The following is a 19,614-nucleotide window of genomic DNA, read 5'->3' as shown; positions in this document are numbered from 1 at the left end:
CACTCAGGAGCCCGGCCAAACTCCGCCCCCCCTAACTTTTTAGTCGTTCGGCGTAGATCCCCCGGCTGATATCCTCGTAGAGACGCCTCACATCCGGGTCGGCGATCATTGAGGCCTGACGATCGATCACGGCGCGGTCGTTGCGAAGCGCTGGACCCGTCTGCGCCTCACGCGGCGTGAGGCGATGGATCTTCGCGGCCGTCTCGTCGATCAGCGGACGGAGCACAGAGCCATCGAGGCCACGCGCACGGACGATCCCGTCGGCCAAGGCATACATGTGGTTCGTGAAGTTGCAAGCAAAGACCGCTGCCAGATGGAGGTACGCCCGATCGACCGACGACAGCTCATGCACCTCGTCCGAGAGTCGCTCGGCCAGCGTCCGCACCTCGTCGGTCACCCCCGCCGTGCAGCCCTCCACAAAGCAGGGCACCCGACGAAAGTCCACCGACCTCTCGCGTGAGAACGTCTGCAGCGGATAAAGCACGCCGTAGCGCCGCGCCCGGCCGCGGAAGACATTCATCGGCACACTGCCCGCCGTATGCAGCCACAGCCCATCATTCGCCGGCACCCGACGGGCCACGCCGGCCAATGCATCATCGCTGAGCGAGAAGACATACACGTCGGCATCCGTGCGCACGGCTTCAGCCGACGTTGTCCACGCCGCGTCGCCCGACCTCTCGGCTAAGGCCTGGGCATGCTCCGCCGTCCGACTGTAGACCTGCACGAGGCGCAGCCCCGCATGCTCACGCAACGCCTGCGCAAGATGCGTGGCCACACGCCCAGCACCGATCATCACGACCGTCTCGTTCATCATGCCTGCACCTGACCGTCTCCGGTGATCTCCGCCGTGCGGTAACGGCCGATATGCACGTGTTCCCAAAGCAACGCCGCCTCGTCGTGCGGTCGGCCCACGCGCTCGCGGTGCCCGAAGCCGACGATGCAGAGCACGCCAAGCTGATAGGGGATGTCGAGCAGGTCGCGGACATATTGCTCGGCCTCGGTGTCGTCCGGCGTGTGACGGTTACGCACCTGACACCAGCAGCTGCCTAAGCCGAGATCTTCAGCCTGAAGCTGCATGTATGCGGCGGCGATCGAAGCGTCTTCCACCCATACATCCGTCACGGTCACGTCGCCCATCACTACCACGGCCAACGCGCAGCCGCTGAGGAAGGAGCTACCCATCTTTCGGCAAGCAGCCAGTCGCTCCAGCATCTCGCGGTCCTCCACGGCCACAAACTGCCATGAATGCGCATTCTTCGACGTCGGCGCCACGAGCGCTGCTTTCAGTAATTCCTGCACCTGATCCGGTGCGATCGGTTCGGCCGTAAACTTCCGCGAGCTGCGGCGGCGCATCATCAATTCATTGAAACTTTCCATTGTGCTATTTATTAATTGGTGTAGTTATTCGCGTATCCAGCCAACTTCCCCAATACCCCGTGTGTACCCGGCAAATCTTCGCCAAATACCCGTGTGTACCCGGCCAACTTCGCCGGCGGCCGCAGCCGCCTTGATCTTCTTTTGCTTCCTTTTCTTCCATCAAGGGAAGAAAAGGGAGTGGGGGATGGGGGCAAAGCCCCTGACTTCTCCTTGTCATGACACGAGGGGCAAGTTCTCGCCGGATACCCTTTTTATTTCTCGTTTTTCGCTTTCCCGACGATCATCTCCTCCAGCTTCGGCGACATCTTCACGCGGTGCACGCCCGACTCGTCGGCATAAATCACGTAATAAGCGATCTCCGGCACCGACTCCGCCATGCGGCAGGCAGCCTCGAGACCCATCGCCATGAAAGCCGTCGCATAGGCATCGGCCGTCATGCAGTCCGGCGCCACGATCGTAGCGCTGAGTATGTTTTGCTGCGAGGGATAGCCCGTGCGCGGATCGATGGTGTGGGCCACCTTCTTGCCGTCACGCATATGGAAGTTGCGGTAGTTGCCCGACGTAGCCATGCCGCGCCGGCCGCAGAGCTGGACGATCTCTTCCGTTTCGTTCTTCACGCCCGTGGTGTCGTCCTCCGGCTTATTGATGCCGATACGCCAGCATTCGCCCCGTGGGTTCATGCCGCGCGAGGCCACCTCGCCGCCGATCTCCACCATGTAATCCTCCACGCCCTCGCGCTCGAGCAACGCAGCGACCACGTCGCAGGCGTATCCCTTGGCGATGGCCGAGAAGCTGAGTTCGATCCGCGGATCATCCTTCACCACACGCCGCCCGTCGAGCCGCACCTTGCGGTAGCCCACGAACTGAAGCATGCTATCGATGACGGCCGGCGAGACGCTGTCTTTCTGTTCATAGCCGAAGCCCCAGAGGTTGATGAGCGGCGCCGCGGTGACGTCGAACACGCCGCCCGACCGCTCCGACACTTCCATCGCGCGATTGAAGACGGTCACGAACCAATCGTCCACCTCCACCTCCTCGTTGCGGTTCACGCGGGCCAGGATCGAGGCTTTATTGAAGGGGTTCAGCGAGGCATCGAAGGCCTGCAACTCGGCAGCGATCTTGTCCGTCAGCGGCCCCTTGTCGGTGCGGTACTTGATGTGGTAGACGGTATGGAAAACCGTCCCCTCCTCTTCGTAAAACTCGCCTTTGCGGTCGCTGCACGAGGCTATGACTGCCGACACAAGCAGCATGCACAGGGCCGTAATCGTGCGACCGGTAGGCCTTCTTTCCGCCCTGGGGCGGGTCATGTAGTTCTGTTTCATCATCTGATCAATGTATGGGGCGCGAAGATAGACCCAGGTCGGGGTTTAAGCGCTTGCAGAAGTTCTGCAAACACCAAAATGGAGAAAAGCGCGCTTGCAGAACTTCTGCAAACGTCAAAATGGAGAAAAGCGCGCTTGCAGAACTTCTGCAAACGTCAAAATGGAGAAAACGGCGCTTGCAGGACTTCTGCAAACACCAAAATGGAGAAAAGCGCGCTTGCAGAAGTTCTGCAAACACCAAAATGGAGAAAACGGCGCTTGCAGAAGTTCTGCAAACGTCAAAATGGAGAAAAGGGCGCTTGCGGAACTTCCGCAAACACCAAAACGGAGAAAAGGGCCCTTGCGGAACTTCCGCAAACATCCAAACGGAGAAAACGGCTCTTGCGGGAGTTCCGCAAACGCCAAAACGGAGAAAAAGGCCCTTGCGGAACTTCCGCAAGCGTCAAAACGGAGAAAAAGGCACTTGCGGAACTTCCGCAAACGTCAAAACGGAGAAAACGGCCCTTGCGGGAGTTCCGCAAGCGTCAAAACGGAGAAAAGGGCCTTTGCGGGAGTTCCGCAAGCGTCAAAACACTACTTGACTTCGATACCGCCAAAGGTGGCCGAGCCGCGCAGAACGACGGTGTGCGCCATGTCGAGGGCATCGGGTGGCAGGTGGGGACGTTTATCGTCGAAGCCGCCGAAGGTTGAGCGGATGCGAGAGTCAATGCGCCATGTAGGGGGTACGCGGAGGGTGATGCCGCTAAAGGTGCAGTCGAGGTCGACGAAAATTTCGAGGTCATCGAGGCGGGCACTGCGCAGATCGAGCTCGATGCCGCCGAAGGTGCTGCGGAGGATGGCGCCACGAAAGACGGGTTCGGTGAAGAGGGTCTTAGAGCCGCTGAAAGAGGTGTCGATGCGGACAAAGCCGTCGGCGTCGGGCGAGGTGCTGGCGGCAGATGCACGGTAGCGATCGGCGGAGGCGGCGTAGGAGATGCCGCGGCGACGAAAGAGTAGGGCGGTGCCGATGACAATAAGGACAACGGGCCAAAAGACACGCATGGCGTCGTATTGGATGATGTCGAGGCGGGGCAACATGAACACGGTGCCCAGGAAGAGCAGGATGAAACCACTGACATAGGAGCGGTCGACCAGCTGCACTACACCAATGGCCACAAGGATCATGGGCCAGGAGAAGAGCAGTTCGTAGAAGTTGAGGTCGATGAAACCGAGGTTCTTCAGTAGGAAGATGATGCCGATGGCAATGAGCAGCAGCGGCCAGCCGAATTTTCTTTTTTCCATAATAGAGGGTAGAGGGTAGAGGATAGAGGGTAGAGGATAGAGGGTAGAGGGTGGAGGGTGGAGAGGGGGCGGGCCGTTGTGTCCGCCCTCCTCGTCAAGAAATCATGCAGTGATCGCAGGACGAATCATACCCAGGCGCCGGCTTGGGTGCAGACGTAGGCGGCATGGTCTACGGCCAGACGATGTGCCTCAGCCAGTGGGCGACCGTCGAGAACGGAGGCAATGAAGGTGCCCGTGAACGAGTCACCCGCACCGACCGTGTCGACCACCTCCACGCGTGGGGTGTCGATGTACGATTCGCCGGCGGGGGTGAAGACGGCGCTATAATCAGCCCCCGCAGTGAGAATGAGGTAGCGGAGGTTGTACAGGGCCACAAAGCGGCGGCAGAAGTCGTGCAGCGTGTCGGTCTCGAGATCGAAGAGGCCGCGCAGCAGGTCGAGCTCCTCGTCGTTAATCTTGAAGACGTTGCAATGGCGCAGGGAGGCCGTGATCAGTTCGCGGGAGTAGTAATGCTGGCGGAGGTTGATGTCGTAGACGCGCAGAGCCCTCTCCGGCACGTGCGAGAGGAGCGTCTGGATGGTGATACGCGACTCCTCGGCGCGCTGAGCCAGAGTGCCGAAGCAGACGGCGTCGGCACGTGAGGCCAGTTGCTTCATCTCGTCGGTCAGGGGGATGTGATCCCACGCGACGCCCTCCATGATGGTGTAGTTGGGGATGCCGTCGCGTAGCTCCACGATGACAGTGCCCGTGGGATAGTCGACGCGCTCAATGATGTAAGGGATGCGGATGCGGTCGATCTCGGTGAGGATCTCATCGCCGAGGGGATCGTTACCAATGGCGCTGAAAGCGTAAGCCTCGGCGCCGAAGCGTGAGGCGTGATAGGCGAAATTGACAGGGGCGCCGCCTGCTTTCTTACCCGTGGGCAGCACGTCCCAGAGCAGTTCGCCGATACCGATGATGAGGGGTTTCTTATTCATAGTTCTGAAGTCTTTGGTGGGCTATTTCGATGGGTTCCATACGGATTGAAGCTGGGTCACTTCGCCGTCGGCATGGATGGAGCCTTTCTCGGTGAAGAGTTCGACGGTGCGGAAAAGCTCCGAGGGGTAGAATACGTCGGTCATGGAGACGCGTCCGCCGGCAGCGAAGAACTCCACAGACGCGCGGTCAATAACGAGGCGCCAGTCGACCGTCTGGCCCTTTACGACGAAGGGGGCCGTGTGGACGGCAGCAAACTCCTTCACGGGGAGTGCCTTCGATCCGGCGTGGGTGCGGTCGATGTAGAAAACCTGACGATTGCGGTCGTAGCCGATGTCGATGTATTCGCCTTGGGTGTTCCGGAGGCGGACGCCGTAGCGTGTGGCGAGGGAGCCTTTGGCGGCTGCGAGATCGAAGGTGAGACGTAGGTCAAGGGCCGAGCGAACAAAGGGGATGCGCTTCGTAAGGTCGAGTGTGCCGTCCACTTGCAGACCTTTCAGCATGACGGTCTCGCCACGCAGGCCGTCCAGCTCGCGGACGGGCGTGGAGGTGAGCAGATAGCCCTTGCCGTCAGGCCCCGGCACGAGACCTAATTCGCGCGGCAGCGTCATGGCGCCGCTCCAGGTAACGCACGGTTTATCGCCGGCGTAGAGCCAGTTGTTCATCCAGCCGATAAGGATCCGCCGACCGTCCGGCGCGTCGCTCCAGGTCACGCCCGCGTAGTTGTCGGCACCGTGATCCATCCACAGGGTTTCGCGCTGGGGCGAGGTGAAGGTCTTGCCGTCGAAGTCGCCGACGAAATACTGCGTGGCCGAGCCTCCCGCAGGTCCGCCGGGGTTGATGTTGACGATGAGCACCCATTTCGTCTCGTCCGTGCCGGCGACGGGCAGCTGAAAGAGGTCGGGGCACTCCCACACGCCGCCGTGGCCACCCCGATCGCGGCCGAAGCTGCTGAGGTAGGTCCACGATTTACAGTCGGGCGAGGCATAGAAGCGGATCTCGTCGCCACAGGCCAGCGAAACGATCCAGCGTGACGACGCTTTGTGCCAGAAAACTTTCGGATCGCGGAAGTCGCGCGCATCACCGGGGTTGGGCAGGATGGGATTGCCAGCATACTTCGTCCAGGTACGGCCGTGGTCCGTGCTGTAAGCCAATGCTTGCGACTCGACCTCCGTCTTTTTGGCCTGTTCGGCGTCGGGGTTGTGATAGGTGAAGAAGGCCAGGAGTGGCGGGTTCTCCTTCGTGCCTAAGCCGGAGGTATTCTCCCAATCGACGACGGCACTTCCGGAGAAGATGTAGCCGAGGCTGTCCGGAGCGAGGGCGATGGGCAGGTGTTCCCAGTGCATCAGGTCACGGCTGACGGCGTGCCCCCAGTGCATGGGCCCCCAAACGGATTTCTCGGGGTAGTACTGATAGAAGAGATGATACTCGCCGTCGTAATAGACAAGCCCGTTGGGGTCGTTCATCCAGTGTTCGGCGGGCGAGAAGTGGATCTGCGGGCGATACATTTCGTTGTAGGGCCCGGAGAAGTCCTCCGCCTCGGTTTCGGCGGTGGCAGATTTGTGTCCGGTGCAGGCGGCGAGGCTGAGCAGGGCGCCGAGGGCATAGCAGGCAAGCGGTTTCATGTCGGTGGCAAGGAATAGAAGTAGTGAAACGTAGTAGGGGGAGTAAGAGGTAGAGATGGGCGGTATCGCCAGGGGCAAAACGAAAAAGCCGCCCGCCATGCGGCGTGGCACGGACGGGCGGCAGGCATATAAGAGCTTTTGGCGGTTATGTTCCTCGGAGGGTTACTTCAGTCCGAAAGCCTCTTTGACCTTGTCTACATAGTCGAGCTTCTCCCAGGTGAAGAGCTCCACACGGCAGACGGTCGGCTCGCTGCTGTAACGCGAATGGAACACCTTCTCCACCGTCTGCGGCGTGCGGCCCATATGACCGTAAGAGGCCGTCTCGAGGTAGATCGGGTTACGCAGTTTGAGCCGTTCCTCGATGGCTTTGGGGCGCATGTCGAAGAGGTCCCAGATTTTTTGAGCGATTTCGCCATCGCTGATCTTCACGTTCGAGCGGCCAAAGGTGTTGACGAAGATGTTCATCGGTTTGGCGACGCCGATGGCGTACGATACCTGAACCAACATCTCGTCGGCCACGCCGGCGGCTACGAGGTTCTTAGCGATGTGGCGTGCGGCATAGGCAGCGGAACGGTCCACTTTCGAGGGATCCTTGCCGGAGAAGGCTCCGCCACCGTGGGCGCCCTTGCCGCCGTAGGTGTCGACGATGATTTTGCGTCCCGTCAGGCCGGTGTCGCCGTGGGGGCCACCGATGACGAACTTGCCCGTGGGGTTGACGAAGTATTTGATCTCGTCGTTGAACAGGGCCTGAACGTGCGGCGGATACTGGGCCTTGACGCGGGGCACGAGGATCGTGCGTACGTCGTCGGCGATCTTCTGTTGCATTTCGGCGTCAGCTTGCTCTTGCGTGCGGCCGCCTTCAGCTTTAATAAAATCGTCGTGCTGGGTAGAGATCACGATCGTATCGATGCGCAGCGGGCGCCCGTTGTCGTCGTACTCGATCGTCACCTGACTCTTGGCGTCCGGCCGGAGGTAGGGCATCTTCTCGAGTTCATTTTTACGAATGGAGGCCAGCTCGGTGAGGAGGCCGTGGGCCAGGTCGAGAGCCAGAGGCATGTAGTTCTCGGTCTCGTTGGTAGCATAGCCGAACATCATGCCTTGGTCGCCGGCGCCCTGATTGTAGGGGTCAGTGCGCTCTACGCCGCGGTTGATGTCGCCGCTCTGCTCGTGGATAGCGGAGAGTACGCCGCACGATTTGGCTTCAAATTGATACTCGCTTTTGGTGTAGCCGATGCGCTCGATGACGCGGCGGGCTACATCCTGCACGTCGATATAAGCGCTCGATTTAACTTCTCCAGCCAGTACGACCTGTCCGGTCGTAACCAGCGTTTCGCAGGCAACTTTCGAGTCTCGGTCATAGGCCAAGAACTCATCAAGCAAGGCGTCCGAGATCTGGTCGGCCACCTTATCGGGGTGTCCCTCGGACACCGACTCGGAGGTGAATAAGTAACTCATTACAATTCTTTATTGAGTGATAAAACCATGTGTTGTAATGAATCGGAGTAGTGGGGTGAGATTGTGGAGCCCTTCGGCCGGCAGGGTAGGGGGGATGGCCGTTTAGCATTTTTTCCTGTGGTTGCAAGCGCTACAAATCTTTCCACGTGTCTGATTCGGCGGCAAATGTAAGTGCATAAACAGCTGGCCTCCGAAATGTGCTTCGTTAATTATCCGAAACGACGACCGCGGCACCCCAACCGCTATCGAAAAGAGGTCGGAGCGCCGCGGCATCTACCCGGTGGCCGGTGTACGTATTTATAATACCCACATCGACCATCAGGGACGCCCACCCCGTCGACCGGTAGGCCGGCAGGAGAAAGCCCTATGCCCTGTCAGGAATCAGGCCCGCGAGGTGAAGGCTCAATGACCGAACGAAATGCCCAGCTTTTCCCCGCAACGGATCAGGTCGTCGTCCACAGGCACGAGTCGCGTGCGGCCGGCCACCTCCTGGAGTGGCACGGAGACCATATGGCCGTTGCGCTGGCCCACCATCCGCCCAAATTCGCCACGCACAATCAGTTCCGTGGCGTGACCCCCGAGGCGGGTGGCCAGATTGCGGTCGGCGGGTGAGGGCGAGCCGCCACGCTGGATGTATCCGAGCACCGTGCGACGCGTCTCGAGGCCGGTCGCCTCTTCGATTTCGTGAGAGAGATAGTCCGAGGGGCTCTCGGCGCCGGTGCGGAGACCTTCGGCCAGGACGATGATGCTGTAAGGCTTGCCCCGTTGGGCGCGTTCGATCACCTTGTCGTTCACCTTGTCGATGTCGTAGCCCAGTTCGGGCAGGAGGATGATGTCCGCGGCGCCCGCCATGCCGGCATAGAGCGCTATCCAGCCCGCGCTGTGGCCCATGACCTCGACCACCATCACGCGTTTGTGCGAGCTGGCGGTTGAGTGGAGGCGGTCGATGGCATCGGTGGCCACGCTGACGGCTGTATCGAAACCGAACGAGAAGTCGGTGCCGTAAAGGTCATTGTCGATGGTCTTGGGGATGCCGACGACGTTCAGGCCCATTTTGGCGAGCTTAAAGGCCGTCTTCTGGGTGCCGTTGCCGCCGATGCAGACGAGAGCGTCGAGGCCCAGCTCGTGATAGTTCTGATAGATAATCTGGGGCTTATGGCTGAGATAGCCGTCGGCGGACTTCTTGAAGGGTTTTTCGCGCGAGGTGCCGAGGATGGTGCCGCCTCGGCCGAGGATGCCCGAGAGGGTGCGCTCGGTAAAGAGTTCCACGTCGCGATCCAGCAGGCCGGAGAAGCCGTTGTGGATGCCTACGACTTCCATGCCGTAGTGCAGGAGGGCCGTTTTGCCCACGCCGCGGATAGCCGCGTTGATACCGGGGCAGTCGCCGCCGGCTGAGAGGATGCCTATCTTCATAATGCCTTTAATGAATGGGTTAGCTGGGGACAAAGGTAGGGCGGTGGGAACGAACAACTGAAAATCGGGAAGGGGCCGTGGGCAGCCGGAAGCTGCGCGAAAATGTCCGGATGAGGGCGTCTGAGCAAAAAGACGCCCCGTTGGAATGTCCATTGGGGGCGTCTGAGCAAAAAGACGCCCTGTTGGAATGTCCGACAGGAGTGTCTGAGCAAAAAGACGCCCCGTTGGAATGTCCGACGGGGGCGTCTGAGCAAAAAGACGCCTCGTTGGAATGTCCGACGGGGGCGTCTGAGCAAAAAGACGCCTCGTTGGAATGTCCGACAGGGGTGTCTGAGCAAAAAGACGCCTCGTTGGAATGTCCGACGGGGGTGTCTGAGCAAAAAGACGCCCCGTTGGAATGTCCGACAGGGGTGTCTGAGCGTAAGGCGCTCATCAAATGGTTTCCAGCGGGGGCTACTTGCTCACAGGGGCTGCTGTCGGAATATCCAGCGGGGGCGCCTCAGCGTCGGCGGCTGCTGCCGTGAATCATTTGGGGGCCGCATGCGTGCCAGTGGCTCCTATCGGACGGTAGGGTAGGGGCGTATCGCATACGCCCTCTTTTACGGGCCGCAAGGGCTGAATGAATGTACCGGCATTCGCCCCCATTGGGGCGCTTGAAGGGCGTATGCGATACGCCCCTACCCGGATACACACCCATGACGGGGGCGCCTCAGCGTCGGCGGCCTTCTGCCTACTTCTTGTTTTCGGAGATCAGCAGCAGCTTGTCGCCTTCGTGTAACCGGAGGGAACCGTTGGGGATGAGGAACTCGTCGTCGCGCTTGATGAGCATGACTAACGTGCCGGCTGGGAGGTTCATGTCTTTCAGTGTGTCGGCTTTCTCCAGCATACGGCGGGTGACGGTCATGTCGCGGAGGTCGGAGTCGATCTCGTCGGGCAGCTCGACGCCAAATTCGTTGCCCGTCTTCTCCAGCGGGGCCGAAAGACCAAGCAGGCGGGCGGCCGCGGCTAGGGTGGTGCCTTGCGTGAGGAGCGAAAGCAGCGTGATGAAGAAGACGATGTTAAAGATCAGGTCTGATCCCTCCACGCCAGCCATCACGGGGTAGATGGCGAAAATGATGGGCGCCGCGCCCCGCAGCCCCACCCACGAGATGAAAAGCCGGGCGCGCGCATTGATCCGCCGGAAGGGTAGGAGGCAAAGGAAGACACTGGCTGGCCGGGCGATGCAGATCATAAAAAGGCCTATGAGCAGGGCCACACAGGCCACGCGGAACATCTCGTGCGGGTTCACCAGCAGCCCCAGCATGAGGAACATGATGATCTGAAAAAGCCACGTAAGCCCGTCCATGAACGTGGCCACCTCTTTGCGATACGGGATGCGGTTGTTACCGATGATCATCCCCGTGAGGTAGACCGCCAGGTAGCCGTTGCCGTGCAGCAGCCCGGTGGCGGAGAAAGTGAAGAAGGCCACCGAGAGGAGGAGGATGGGGTAAAGCGATGCGTTGTCTATGTTCAGTCGGTTCAGGCTCCAGACAGCGAAGTGTCCGATGGCGAATCCGACGGCGGCGCCCACGGCAAACTGTACCGCGAAGAGCCCCGCCACGTGTCCCCAATCGGCGCCGCCCGCTCCGGGATCCGCCGTGGCCAGTTGGACCAGGACGAGCGTCAGCATGTAGGCCATCGGGTCGTTACTGCCACTCTCCAGCTCCAGCAGGGGCCGAAGGTTGTGCTTGAGGTTCATGCGCTGCGAGCGTAGGGTGGCGAAGACCGAGGCAGAGTCGGTGGACGACATCGTGGCCGCCAGCAACAGCGAAGTGACGCAGGCAAAGTGGATATTCGTCCAAGCCATCCCCGAGAGCCACCACACGAACAGCCCCGTGAAGACCGTAGTCAGCAGTACGCCGACCGTGGAGAGCACCGCTCCGGGGGCTACCACGGGCCGGACGTCAGCAAACCGTGTGTCCATGCCACCGGAGAACAGGATGATGGTCAGCGCCACCATGCCAATGAACTGTGCGCTCTCCATGTTAGAGAACTGTAGCCCCAATCCGTCGCTGCCGAAGAGCATGCCCACGAAAAGGAAGAGTAGGAGGACAGGCACGCCAAAGCGATAGCCCGTCTTGCCGGCCAGGATGCTCACAAACAGCAGCACGGAGCCGATCAAGAGGATGTTTTCTGAGGTGATATAGTTCATCTTAGAAGCGTCGGAGCGTATGTCGTGGGGTGGGAGCTTCAGAGGAAGCTCACTTCCTTGAAAGCGTAGCGAGAGATGCGGCCGTCCGAGCGACGGAGCAGCATGTGGCCGCCCGGTTCGATGGCTTCGATCGCAGCCTCGAACGTTCCGTCGGCATCGGCATAGGGATGGAAGCCGTCGCGACGATAGAGGGCGTGGACATACGCCTGATGGACGTCGGCCTCACCGTCCGTCCCGGCCTCGAGTCGGTCGCGGAGGTCGCAGAAATGGCCGTACCATAGGCCGAGTATCTCCAACGGGTCATAGCGCTGACCCGTGATTTGAGTCAGCGAGACGGGGTTGGGGGCGTCAGAACGAAAGACGGTTTGGTTGAGGTTGAGTCCGATCCCGATGATCGACCGCCCGACAGCGCTGCCCTCGAGCAGGTTCTCGATGAGCATGCCACAGATCTTGCGGTCGTGCCAATAGACGTCGTTAGGCCACTTCACAGCGATGCCCGCCGTGTACCGATCCAGGGTGTGCTTTACGCTGAGGGCCGCGATCTCAGAGATGCGGAAGGAACGGTTGGCGGGCATGGCACACGGCTCATAAAGGAGGCTGAAGGTGAGGTTCTGGCCAGCCTCCGACTCCCAGGAGTTGCCCGGCTGACCTCGCCCTCCGGACTGGAAGTCGCTCACGACGATCGTACCGTCCGACGGCACCTCGTCGTCCGCCAGCCGCTCGTGCAGATAGCGGTTGGTGGACTCGGTCTCGCGCAGACGAATGATGCGCGGAGTGTGTGGTGTGGGCTGCAGGTCAGACATACTCGTACTTGCGCCTGATGGCGGCGGGGAGCTGGAGTATGACAGACTCGTAAGAATGAAGGATCCAGCGACGGATGTCGTGGTCGTTCATGTCGCGGTTCAGGTAGATGTCGTTCCAGTGCTTCTTGTTGAAATGATGGGCCGGCACGACGGCTTTGTAGCGATCGCGGAGAAGGAGGGCCTCGTCGGGGTCGCATTTGACGGCCACGTGGGGATCCTCGTCGTTCAACGACATGGCTAGAAACATCTTGCCCTCGACTTTGAAGACTAAGGTGTCCTCGCCGAAGGGGAACGACTCTTCGGCGTTCTTCAGTTTCAGGCAGTAATCACGTACTTCTTCGATATTCATAATTCTAAAATCTAGTTCGCAACGGAAATGCGATGATCTCCTGTTTCACTTTACGTAAAAAAAGCCGCACCGGACTTTCCGGGGTGGCTATCTATCTTCTGCAGGAGATAACGGTTTTTGTTATTCGGCGCAAAAATACATACAAAGATTTAGCGAGAGTGCTCAGAAGTGCTCCGACTCACTGAACAGGGGCATAAAAAGCGTCCTCGATGTGCTCCACGTGGTAGGTTCCGTCGCTGCGTTTGATCAGGCTGAGGATGTCGAACTGGACAGGCAGATCGATGTCGAACGTCTGGACATAGGCGTCGGCGGCAGCTACCGTGCGGCGGATCTTGGCCTTATCTACGGCGTCCTCTGGCTCCATGATGCGGTGTTGGTCGCGCGTCTTGACTTCGACGACGACGAGCAGGTCGGGTAGGCGGGCCACAATGTCAAGCTCATAGTGGCCGTGACGCCAATTGATGTGCAAAACGCGATAGCCGCGCTGCTCCAGATACTTGCGGGCCACGGCCTCGCCAGCGCGTCCGATCTCGGTTTTCTTCTTGGCCATACGTCGGGATCAGAATTGGGTGTAGATGAAGGGCTGGACGTCGGCCGAGGCGAAACTGATGACGAGTTGCACGACACCGACGAAGATGGCAAACTTGATGATCCACGGGCTACGCACGAAGAGGTCGCGCAGGCGGTCGTAGAAGCGGGTGGGGACGAAGTGGAAGGCGAAAATGGAAAGGAAGATGGCCGTCCAGACGTAGCGCACCTTGGCAAACTCGGGGAAGTAAGCGGGATCGAAGCGCGTGGCGATACCTACAATCATTTCGCGAGCCGTATCGAAACTATCGGCACGGAAGAAAATGAAGAGGAAGATGACCCATGCGAACGTGAGCGCCCACGAAAGAAATCCGATAAGGCCACCGTCCGGCAGTCGATCGAGCCACACCTTGCACCGCTTGTGCAGACAGAGGGCGACGCCGTGGCCTGCGCCCCAGGCGATGAACGTCCACGCGGCGCCGTGCCAGAGTCCGCCGAGGAGCATGGTCACGAGTAGGTTGACATACTGCCTTGCCGCGCCCCGACGGTTGCCACCCAGCGGGATGTAGAGGTAATCCCGAAGCCAGAGAGAGAGCGAGATGTGCCACCGACGCCAAAACTCGGTGACGTTTCGCGAGCGGTAGGGGAAATCGAAGTTTATCCCCAGATCGTAACCGAGGATGGCGCCCAGCCCGATGGCCATATCGCTGTAGCCAGAGAAGTCGCAATAGATCTGCAGCCCATATCCCAAAGCGCCCATGAGAAGCTCGACGCCCGAGTAGCCTGACGGGTTGCCGAAAGCGATGTTGCTGTACTGCGCCAGGTAATCGGCGATGACGGCCTTCTTGATGACGCCCATCAGGACGGTAAAAAATCCGCCGTAGATGCGTGCACGGTCGACGGGCTGGCGAAGGGCCTCGGCGGTGAGCTGCGGCATGAAGTGGTCGGCCCTTACGATCGGTCCGGCGGTGAGGCAGGGGAAGAAGGAGAGGAAAAAGAGATAGTCGAGGAACGAGCGCGCGGGAGCGATGCGGCTCCGGAAGACGTCGACGACGTAACTGATGGTGCGGAAGGTGTAAAACGACAATCCGAGGGGCAGCGTGAGGCTGACGGGACGGAAAGCGGCGTCGCCGGTGAGCATGCGCAGGTTGTCGATAAAGAAGTTGGTGTATTTGAAGGCCACCAGCACGCCGAGAGAGAGGGTGAGCGAAAAAAGGAGCCACGCACGACGGGTGCCGACGCTGCTCGCGGACGCGATGCGGTGCGATACATCCCAGTCGATAGCCGCCGTGAAGACGAGCAGGAGGAAGAGCCAGCCGCTGTTGTGGAAAAAGAAGTAAAGGCTGAAGGCCGAAACGAAGATTTTCATTGCCGCGATCCGACCACTGTTGCGCAGCCAGGCGTAGACGGGCAAGAAGGCGACGAAAAGGACCCAAAAAAGTCCGCTGGAGAACATCAACGGATGGGAGGCGTCCGGACCCAGCAGCGCGAGCAGCCGGTCGGTCAGGGTGGAGAGGTCTGGTAAGGAGTTCATCGGAGTTGTATGAAATAGGATGCTTGAATGATTCTGAATGTGTAGTCTTTACCGAGATCGAGTGCGCCAAAAATCGGGATCGGGCGTGCTTTTCCCCCAAAAATAGGCCCGCCGATGGCCCGCGATTCGTTTGATCTCAAAAAAAATGGGGTGTTGTCTGCCCCCGAAAGGATTTCCGCTAAAAAGGACGCGCCATAAACGATGTGCAATGCGCTTCCCTTAAAAAGTATGTAAAATAGATAACGTACAATTAGCTCCCCTTAAAGGGGAAGCACTGTCGACGGCTTGCAATGGGCTTCCCTCAAAAAGTTTTTGCTGTTGACGGCTTGCAATTGGCTTCCCTCAAAAAGTTTTTGCTGTTGACGGCTTGCAATTGGCTTCCCTCAAAAAGTTTTTGCTGTTGACGGCTTACAATTCGCTTCCCTCAAAAAGTTTTTGCTATTGACGGCTTACAATTCGCTTCCCTCAAAAAGTTTTTGCTGTTGACGGCTTGCAATTGGCTTCCCTCAAAAAGTAAGCGCTGTCGACGGCTTGCAATGAGCTTCCCTCGAAAAGTAAGCGCTATCTACGACCTACAATCGACTTCCCTTAAAAAGTAAGCACTATCGACGGCTTACAATAGCCTTCCGGAACGGGGGAGAAATGGGCTGCCCGCCGTCGCCGCGCCTCGCGAAAGGTCATTTGGCCGGAGCCAGGACGACGGTGTGGCAAGTGGCGCGGGCGGCCTTCGGGCGATGGAGAACAATGCGGTGCGCGGCGCTCTTCATGACCCATGCACAGACGCGATCCATCCACGCCGAAGCCGAAGCGCGCGTCGGATGGGCGCCATCGCGCGCCCGGTCGTAGTGTTGGTCGGGCGTATAGGAGAGGTAGAACTGTCCGGGGCGGAGGGTCTCGGCGAGCATCTCGTTGATGCCCGTGTCGGGCTTCCAGTTGGGCGGGCCGATCCAGACGAAGGGGATGTCGCCGATCTGGGAGAGCATATTATCGAGGTATTTCTGCCTCCGGTCGCGGATGTCGCTCACGAAAAGCTCGTTGCCACCGAGGCTGACAAAAATGTAGTCCGGTTGATACTCAGCGATATACTCTTTCAGCTTTTCGGTGCGCCCCCACACCTCGGTGGTGGAGCTGTACCAGATGACATTGACGAGCGTATGGCCATTTTCCTCGGCATAGGCGGCCAGGCGCGGCCCGAGACCCTCGAGCATCGAGTCGCCGATGAAGAGGATGGACTTGCGGGCCGTGTCGACCGTCTGCGAGAAATTCTGGCCCGGCGCCTGACTGACGGCGCGCGTGCTGTCGGCTGCGGGTGAGGGCGGGCGTTGGCGACGGTCCGCCTCGCCGCGAAGGACACGGGCGAAGGAACCGGTCTTGATGTGCCATCGCTCGAGGGAGTCGCCGTAAAACGACAGCGCAACGAAGAGCGCGAGCGAAAGGAAGAGCAGGCAAGTGAGTCCGATGTAAGTCTTTTTCATAGCTGAGGCCTGGCGTTAGGAGTGGACACCAACGACCTCGATTTCGAAGACGAGTGTCGAGTAAGCGGGGATCTTTGTGGCGCTGCTACTTGGCATCACGTTGATGAACAAGCTCCCATCATTTTCGCCGAGACCGAGCGTGTAAGGCACCCACACCTCCCACCGGTCGCCCTCGTGCATGTATTGCAGGGCCACGCGCACGCCGTTGGTCAAGATGTGGGCCCTGTAGTCCTTCGGCACCTTTCCGACGCTCGAGACAAGGGTCGTAAACGGCACGCCATCGGCCTCCAGCCACGACTGGAAGACCGCGCCCTGACGTATATACTTGTTATCCGGATAGTCGGCCACGAAGCGACCGTGGGCATAGAGGCTCACGGTGCTGGTGAAGAGGATCGGCTTCGTGCCCGTGCCCTTCTTCAGCTCTTTGTAGTAGATGCTACCCTCGTGGCCGGGCGATTTGATTTCGGTGTAGGAGGCATTACTCTTAATGGCAGCGAAGGCGGCATCGTTGGCCGTGCGCCAACGTTCGGCCGAGTCGTCTTCCGTTTTGCTGCAAGCGGTGACGACGCCGATCAGGACGGCTGCCAAACAGAGGGAAGCGAGGAGGTGGAGCGTCCGTTTCATTTCAGACCCTCCAATAAGCTGCGCAGACTGACGCGGTCGGAGATAATCTCGTGGAGGCGGTCGATCGACACGCGTTCCTGCTCCATCGTGTCGCGGAAACGGATCGTGACGGTGTTATCGCGCATGGTGTCGTAATCGACCGTGATGCAGTAGGGCGTCCCGATGGCATCCTGCCGGCGGTAACGCTTGCCGATGGAGTCCTTCTCGTCGTACTGGCAGCGGAAGTCGAAGCGCAGCATGTGGAGGATCTCTTCGGCTTTCTCGGCCAGCCCATCTTTGCGAACAAGGGGCAAAACGGCCAACTTAATGGGCGCCAGCGCGGGGGGGAGCTTCAATACGACGCGGGTGTCGCCCCCTTCGAGGGTCTCTTCGGTGTATGCCCCGGCCAGTATGCTGAGGAACAGGCGGTCGACACCGATCGAGGTTTCGATCACATAGGGCGTGTAGCTCGTCCCCAGCTCTGCATCGAAATATTGTATCTTCTTGCCGGAGAACTTCTCGTGTTGCGAAAGGTCGAAATTGGTGCGGCTGTGAATCCCTTCCACTTCCTTGAATCCGAAAGGCATCTCGTACTCGATATCCGTAGCTGCATTGGCATAGTGAGCCAGCTTTTCGTGGTCGTGGAAGCGATACTTCGCGTCCCCAAGGCCGAGGTTGCGGTGCCAGCGCATGCGCGCTTCTTTCCAACGGGCAAACCAGGTGAGCTCTTCGCCTGGCCGAACAAAGAATTGCATCTCCATCTGCTCAAACTCCCGCATCCTGAAAATGAATTGCCGCGCGACGATCTCATTTCGGAAGGCCTTTCCGATCTGAGCAATGCCGAAGGGGATCTTCATGCGTCCCGTTTTCTGGACATTGAGGAAGTTGACAAAGATTCCCTGCGCCGTTTCGGGGCGGAGGTAAACTTTCATGGCGCCATCGGCTGTCGATCCCATTTCGGTGGCAAACATGAGGTTGAACTGGCGTACGTCCGTCCAGTTGCGCGTGCCCGATAGGGGGCATACGATCTCGCAATCGATGATGATTTGTCGCAGCTCGTCAAGGTCGTTCGCGTTCATGGCGCGGGCGAATCGCTCGTGGATGGCGTCGCGCTCGGCTTGGTGTTTGGCCACGCGCGGGTTGGTGCTGCGGAACATCGCCTCGTCGAAGCTGTCTCCAAACTTCTTGGCGGCCTTCTCCACCTCGCGCGAGATCTTCTCGTCGATCTTGGCCAGGTGGTCCTCGATCAGTACGTCGGCGCGATAGCGCTTCTTACTGTCTCGGTTGTCGATAAGGGGGTCGTTAAAGGCGTCCACATGCCCTGAGGCCTTCCAAACGGTGGGGTGCATAAAGATGGCAGCGTCTATCCCGACGATGTTGTCGTGAAGCAGCGTCATGCCATCCCACCAGTAACGTTTGAGGTTGTTTTTCAACTCGACGCCGTATTGTCCGTAGTCGTAGACGGCGCTGAGACCGTCGTAGATCTCTGATGAAGGGAATACGAAGCCGTATTCCTTGCAGTGTGCAATCAGTTTCTTGAATAAATCTTCCTGTCGTGCCATATCTGATGTACTTAATTTTCAGTGGGGGGCAAAAGTATACCGATTTATAATTGATCACCCGTCGAGGATCGGCGCCCGACTCATTTCGGCCGTGCTCATCCCTTTTCGGACGGGTCGTCGACGGTCGTTCATCGGCCTTTCGCCTCGCGTTCTTCGATGTAGGCCACCTTCCGGGCCGCTTTCTGGCGTTCTTTTTTGAGGGCGTCGATGTCGGTCAGGGCTTCCGCCAGGCGGAGTGTGGCACGGATGGCGCGGCAGTCGGCTTCGGTCAGTCCGATCGCGAAGGCGCGCCCGCCGGTGTACACTGCTCTCAGGCGGGTTCCCTCGGCTACACCGTCCACGAAGCGAATCGCATCGAGACCTTTATCGCCGGCATACGTCACCACCTCTGTCGTCCGTCCGTCATCCTTGAAGCGGTAGTTCGCGCCCCCATCGTAAGGGATCTCAGCCGTGACGGCATACGTCCCGTCGGGCGCCTCGATCTTGAGACCGGTGTGGTTGATCGGCGCACCGCCACTGTACACACTGGCCAGGAAGATCTCGCCCTGCTCGTTCACTCCGCAACGCAGGTAACTCCGCCCGATGTTGCGCTCCACCGCATGCTCGGGCCGGACATAGCGCCCGACCTCCTCATAGCGTGCATCCCGCTCCAGCACAAAGCCGGCCTTCAGCGTCTCCACCTCTTTCTCTCGCACGGGGATGAGGCTGTCGCAGTACGCGATGTTTCGCTCGCTTTCGCCCCGCTCCACGAGGCGCATCAATTGCAGGGCCTCTTTCATCACCCCCAGCTCCTTCGGGTATCGCATGCGCAGGGTGTCGATCGCGTTGCGTGCCGCTGGGTATTGTCGGCTCTCATACAGCGTCCGTGCGCGCTCCAACTCTGCGCGCGCCTCCTTTTCCTTTCCGCAGGCCACCGCCAGCAGCAGCGCCGCACCGCTCACGATCGTCCGGAGGGTCCATTTCATCTCGTTGTTCATATCTTATTTATATGGTGTGACTCGTCATCGGCGGGCAAAAATGGTTTCTTGAAATGGTTCTCGAGGCATCCGGCGGTCGTGGCCCCTCCCGCTGCTTCGGGTCGGCCGCCCCCCGAACGTATTCGGCCCGCTATGCGTTTCGAG

At 59.6% G+C, this 19,614-nt stretch carries 18 protein-coding genes; 1 reads left to right on the top strand and 17 read right to left on the bottom strand.

The window, feature by feature from the left end:
• Nucleotides 1-31: 31 nt before the first annotated feature.
• The 3 genes from C7123_RS06495 to C7123_RS06485 form a co-directional block, all read right to left on the bottom strand.
• A complete protein-coding gene (locus C7123_RS06495) occupies nt 32-814 on the bottom strand; it encodes a Rossmann-like and DUF2520 domain-containing protein (RefSeq protein WP_244905553.1) in 783 nt (260 codons plus the stop codon).
• Nucleotides 811-1,377, bottom strand: a complete 567-nt coding sequence (locus tag C7123_RS06490; protein ID WP_069176201.1) for a nitroreductase family protein — start codon at nt 1,375-1,377, stop codon at nt 811-813. Before C7123_RS06490 ends, C7123_RS06495 begins: the two co-directional genes overlap by 4 nt.
• Nucleotides 1,378-1,628: 251 nt before the next feature.
• Nucleotides 1,629-2,627: an FAD:protein FMN transferase gene (locus C7123_RS06485; protein ID WP_069176200.1), complete on the bottom strand. Its 999-nt coding sequence runs from the start codon at nt 2,625-2,627 to the stop codon at nt 1,629-1,631.
• A gap of 125 nt (nt 2,628-2,752) precedes the next feature.
• Here C7123_RS06485 and C7123_RS06480 point away from each other — a divergent pair, with 125 nt between their 5' ends.
• Nucleotides 2,753-3,280 (top strand): hypothetical protein, encoded by a 528-nt coding sequence (locus C7123_RS06480; RefSeq protein WP_159049857.1) that lies wholly within the window; start codon nt 2,753-2,755, stop codon nt 3,278-3,280.
• On the opposite strand, the gene C7123_RS06475 is transcribed toward C7123_RS06480, so the two are convergent.
• From C7123_RS06475 to C7123_RS06400, 14 genes are all read right to left on the bottom strand, one after another.
• The gene (locus C7123_RS06475) at nt 3,273-3,980 is read right to left on the bottom strand and encodes a LiaI-LiaF-like domain-containing protein (RefSeq protein ID WP_069176198.1); all 708 of its coding nucleotides are present in this window, start codon (nt 3,978-3,980) and stop codon (nt 3,273-3,275) included. The two genes, C7123_RS06480 and C7123_RS06475, sit on opposite strands and share 8 nt — an antisense overlap.
• A 125-nt stretch (nt 3,981-4,105) precedes the next feature.
• On the bottom strand, nt 4,106-4,957 hold the full coding sequence (locus tag C7123_RS06470) for a carbohydrate kinase family protein (protein ID WP_037986453.1): 852 nt from the start codon (nt 4,955-4,957) through the stop codon (nt 4,106-4,108).
• Nucleotides 4,958-4,978: 21 nt separating this feature from the next.
• A complete protein-coding gene (locus tag C7123_RS12900; protein ID WP_069176197.1) occupies nt 4,979-6,580 on the bottom strand; it encodes a glycoside hydrolase family 32 protein in 1,602 nt (533 codons plus the stop codon).
• A 162-nt stretch (nt 6,581-6,742) separates the two neighbouring features.
• Nucleotides 6,743-8,035 (bottom strand): methionine adenosyltransferase, encoded by a 1,293-nt coding sequence (gene metK / locus C7123_RS06460; RefSeq protein ID WP_037986456.1) that lies wholly within the window; start codon nt 8,033-8,035, stop codon nt 6,743-6,745.
• 402 nt (nt 8,036-8,437) lie between these two features.
• On the bottom strand, nt 8,438-9,448 hold the full coding sequence (locus C7123_RS06455; protein WP_037986457.1) for an ATP-dependent 6-phosphofructokinase: 1,011 nt from the start codon (nt 9,446-9,448) through the stop codon (nt 8,438-8,440).
• A 730-nt stretch (nt 9,449-10,178) separates the two neighbouring features.
• Nucleotides 10,179-11,639 (bottom strand): potassium/proton antiporter, encoded by a 1,461-nt coding sequence (locus C7123_RS06445; protein ID WP_069176196.1) that lies wholly within the window; start codon nt 11,637-11,639, stop codon nt 10,179-10,181.
• Nucleotides 11,640-11,677: 38 nt separating this feature from the next.
• Nucleotides 11,678-12,442 (bottom strand): biotin--[acetyl-CoA-carboxylase] ligase, encoded by a 765-nt coding sequence (locus C7123_RS06440; protein ID WP_069176195.1) that lies wholly within the window; start codon nt 12,440-12,442, stop codon nt 11,678-11,680.
• Complete coding sequence (locus C7123_RS06435; protein WP_037979626.1) at nt 12,435-12,791, bottom strand: MmcQ/YjbR family DNA-binding protein; 357 nt, start codon at nt 12,789-12,791, stop codon at nt 12,435-12,437. The genes C7123_RS06440 and C7123_RS06435 overlap by 8 nt, the downstream gene beginning before the upstream one ends.
• 178 nt (nt 12,792-12,969) lie before the next feature.
• On the bottom strand, nt 12,970-13,341 hold the full coding sequence (locus C7123_RS06430) for a YraN family protein (RefSeq protein WP_038010968.1): 372 nt from the start codon (nt 13,339-13,341) through the stop codon (nt 12,970-12,972).
• A 9-nt stretch (nt 13,342-13,350) separates the two neighbouring features.
• Nucleotides 13,351-14,853, bottom strand: coding sequence for an MBOAT family O-acyltransferase (locus C7123_RS06425; protein WP_069176194.1), 1,503 nt, complete (start codon nt 14,851-14,853; stop codon nt 13,351-13,353).
• Nucleotides 14,854-15,530: 677 nt separating this feature from the next.
• Nucleotides 15,531-16,328: an SGNH/GDSL hydrolase family protein gene (locus tag C7123_RS06415; protein WP_069176192.1), complete on the bottom strand. Its 798-nt coding sequence runs from the start codon at nt 16,326-16,328 to the stop codon at nt 15,531-15,533.
• A 15-nt stretch (nt 16,329-16,343) separates the two neighbouring features.
• Nucleotides 16,344-16,952 carry an FKBP-type peptidyl-prolyl cis-trans isomerase gene (locus C7123_RS06410; protein ID WP_069176191.1) on the bottom strand — a complete coding sequence of 203 codons (609 nt, stop codon included), beginning with the start codon at nt 16,950-16,952 and terminating at the stop codon, nt 16,344-16,346.
• Entirely contained in the window at nt 16,949-18,493 is a 1,545-nt protein-coding gene (locus tag C7123_RS06405; RefSeq protein WP_069176190.1) for a glycine--tRNA ligase, read from the bottom strand. The genes C7123_RS06410 and C7123_RS06405 overlap by 4 nt, the downstream gene beginning before the upstream one ends.
• A gap of 128 nt (nt 18,494-18,621) precedes the next feature.
• Entirely contained in the window at nt 18,622-19,470 is an 849-nt protein-coding gene (locus C7123_RS06400) for a hypothetical protein (RefSeq protein ID WP_237269291.1), read from the bottom strand.
• Nucleotides 19,471-19,614 lie beyond the last annotated feature (144 nt).

This window comes from Tannerella serpentiformis (assembly GCF_003033925.1).
Lineage (GTDB): Bacteria > Bacteroidota > Bacteroidia > Bacteroidales > Tannerellaceae > Tannerella > Tannerella serpentiformis.
The sequence above is the reverse complement of the archived record's forward strand: the minus strand, read 5'-3'. Positions and strand labels throughout refer to the sequence as shown.